Raw genomic sequence first — 2,553 nt, 5'->3', positions numbered from 1 at the left:
TCCGGCAGCGGGCCAGCAGCGCCGCTCGCAGCCCTTCGTCCGTGAACACCATCGGACAGATCTTGTCCGCCAGCCACTCGGCCAGCACATCCTCATCCGCCCGGGTCGACTCCCGAAACCCCAGCGCGTCCCGCACCTGGGCACGGTGCCGCTCGATCGACCGGCCCGACCAGTCGTACTCCGCCAGCAACGCCGGCTCGACCTTCACCTGGCCGGCCACATAGTCCACCGCAGCCCTGGGCAGCTCACCCACGTGCCGCGGGAACCGGCCCTCCTGCTCGAAGAACTTCAGCATCAAGCCGAACCCCAGACGGGTCGCCCCCGTCTTGTTCCCCACCAGCTCCCAGTCGCCGTCCAGCAGCGTCCACGCCGCGATCAGCTCCTCCGGCTCCCACTCCCGACGCACCCAAACCCGCCCTCCACCCGACCGCCTCCGACACGAACACGATCAAGCGGAAACTCCACCCAACCAGCCACATTCACCGCACCGAAACGATCACGAACCGCAATCGTGACCTCTCACTCCGCTACCTGGCGGCTGGGGACATGTTCGGGAGCGGAGGGCCGTAAGGGTGTCGCACAAGTCGCACAACTGCCTGGGGTGGTCGGCGCCCGGTCAGAGGCTGCGTCCCTGGCGGGGTGTGGTCGGGGAGATGCGCGAGGACGGTGGGCGGTAGGTGGGTCGGGTGCCGACCGGCCGCTGGGGGGCTTGGGTGCGGGCCTGTTCGAGCCGGGAGGCGGCCAGGTCGGCCGCGGCCGGATCCCAGCGGGCGTGCTCCTGGTGGCGCCGGGCGTCGTCATCGAGTCGGCGGCGGTGCTCCTGCTCTGCGGTCAAGGCGGCCAGCAGGCCGGTCGCGTGCCGGTGCTGGCCTTCTGGGGAGGTGGGGGCGTCGGAGGATCGCAGGCGGGCGGCCGTGGCGCGCTGGCGCTGGGCGAAGCCCGGCATGAGCTGTTCCAGGCGGGCCGCGGTGCTCTTCTCCAGCACGGCGGCGAAGGAGGTACGGCCGCTCAGCAGGCGCTGGCGCTCTTGGAGGTCGGCGAGGGTCGCACACGAGGGGGAGGCCTGCCGCGCGGCCTGTAGGGCGGCCTGCTCGGCGCGCGCGGCGACCTCGGCCCGGCGAGCGGCATCGGCCATCGCCCGGGAGACCTCCCGGAGGCGTTCTTCCAGCCGGGTGCGCTCAGGGCTGGGCAGCCAGCCGCGCAGCCCGCTGCTGCGCTCGCGCAGCGCCGCCTGGAGCTGGCGGGCGCGCTGTTCGGCCCGGCGGTAGGTGCCCTGGGCGTCTCCGCGTCGGCCACCGGCGTCCTGGGCCTGGTCCAGGGCGTGCGCCAAGCGGGTGCGCTCGTTGACGAGCTCGCCCTGCACCTGGGCGCGGACGGCGGTGATGCGCTCGGCGAGCTCGTGCTCGCGCCGCTGGTGCTGCTCGATCTGCTCGGCGAGCGCGGCCGCCCGGGTGGCCGTCGCCGTGATGCGCGCTTGCAGCTCCTCGTCGCCGATCAGGCCGTGCGGGCGGTCGGGGCGGGTGACCTCGCCCAGCGCGACGTGCGCGGCCACCACCCGGGCGGTGTCGGCCTCCAGGGCGGCCAGCTCGCGGGCCCGCACGCTGGCGATCGGCTCGGGCTCGGGGGTGAGCAGGTGGTCGGCGCGGTCGCCGTGCAGGGTGGCGGCGTAGGCGTCCAGGGCCCGGTGCAGCTCCTCGGCCCGGTTGCGCGGCTCGCCGAGCCGGGCGCGGTCGGCGTCGGACTCCAGCACGTTGCGCGGCAGGTACAGATGCGCCGAAAGCCGGTCACGGCTCATGGCCGCGTACAAAGTATGCGGGTCCAGGCCCATGCCGTAGATCAGCGTGTGCTGGCTGGTCAGGCCCTGGGCGGCGGCCACCGTCATGGCCGTACCGTGCGACAGGCCGCCGGCGGCGATGGAAACCGCGCTCAAGCGCTCGGTGACCGGCACCGGGCCGTGGCCACCGAGGCCGCGCCACTGCACGTCCACCGACCGGTCGGGATGGATGGCCACCACCACGCCCCGGTAGCCGTTCAGGACATCGGCGCGCGCTCCCCGGCTTCGCTCGGCGCGGTAGTCGTTGGCGCGCACCCGCACGTGGTCGCCGACCGCCAGCTCCAGGACGCGCCCGCCCGGCAGCCGATAGGCGACGTCCGGCCCGGACAGCTCGCCGTGCTCGCGACGGATCGCGCGGGCGGCCGCGTTGAGGCGATCGGCCTCGGCGTTGGTGCCGGCCAGCACCAGGACGGCGGCGAGCTCGTCGTGGACGTCGTCGCGGTAGCCGACGCGCAACCTGGCCCAGTCGGCCAGCAGCGCGCCCAGCGTGTCGGTGGCATCACGCCCGGCATGGACGTGGCCGCCGCGACTCCAGGTTCGCAGGGCCTCGGTGCGGTCGCCGTCGCGCCACTGGAGCAACGCCTGGCGCTCGATCGGATCGCGCTGGCGCCGGTTCTCCGACAGGACCAGGCCGTCGATCTGGCGGTGGGCCGCGGCGAAGGTTCCGCCCACGCCGACCGCGCGTAGCTGCAGCGGGTCGCCGATCATCACGACCTTCG

Annotated in this window: 2 protein-coding genes; both read right to left on the bottom strand. The window is 74.1% G+C overall.

Annotation, left to right across the window (positions count from 1 at the left end; translation table 11 throughout):
• Positions 1-406: DUF4158 domain-containing protein (locus tag AB0G16_RS38645; RefSeq protein WP_362815985.1), on the bottom strand; the 406-nt coding region annotated here is incomplete at its 3' end.
• 210 nt (positions 407-616) lie between these two features.
• Positions 617-2,553, bottom strand: a 1,937-nt coding sequence (locus tag AB0G16_RS38640) for an AAA family ATPase (RefSeq protein WP_362815983.1), incomplete at its 5' end; no start/stop codon positions are given.

Origin of the sequence: Streptosporangium sp. NPDC023615, assembly GCF_040640155.1 — a bacterium.
Classification (GTDB): Bacteria; Actinomycetota; Actinomycetes; order Streptosporangiales; family Streptosporangiaceae; genus Streptosporangium.
This window is presented reverse-complemented; position numbering and strand designations above follow the sequence as displayed.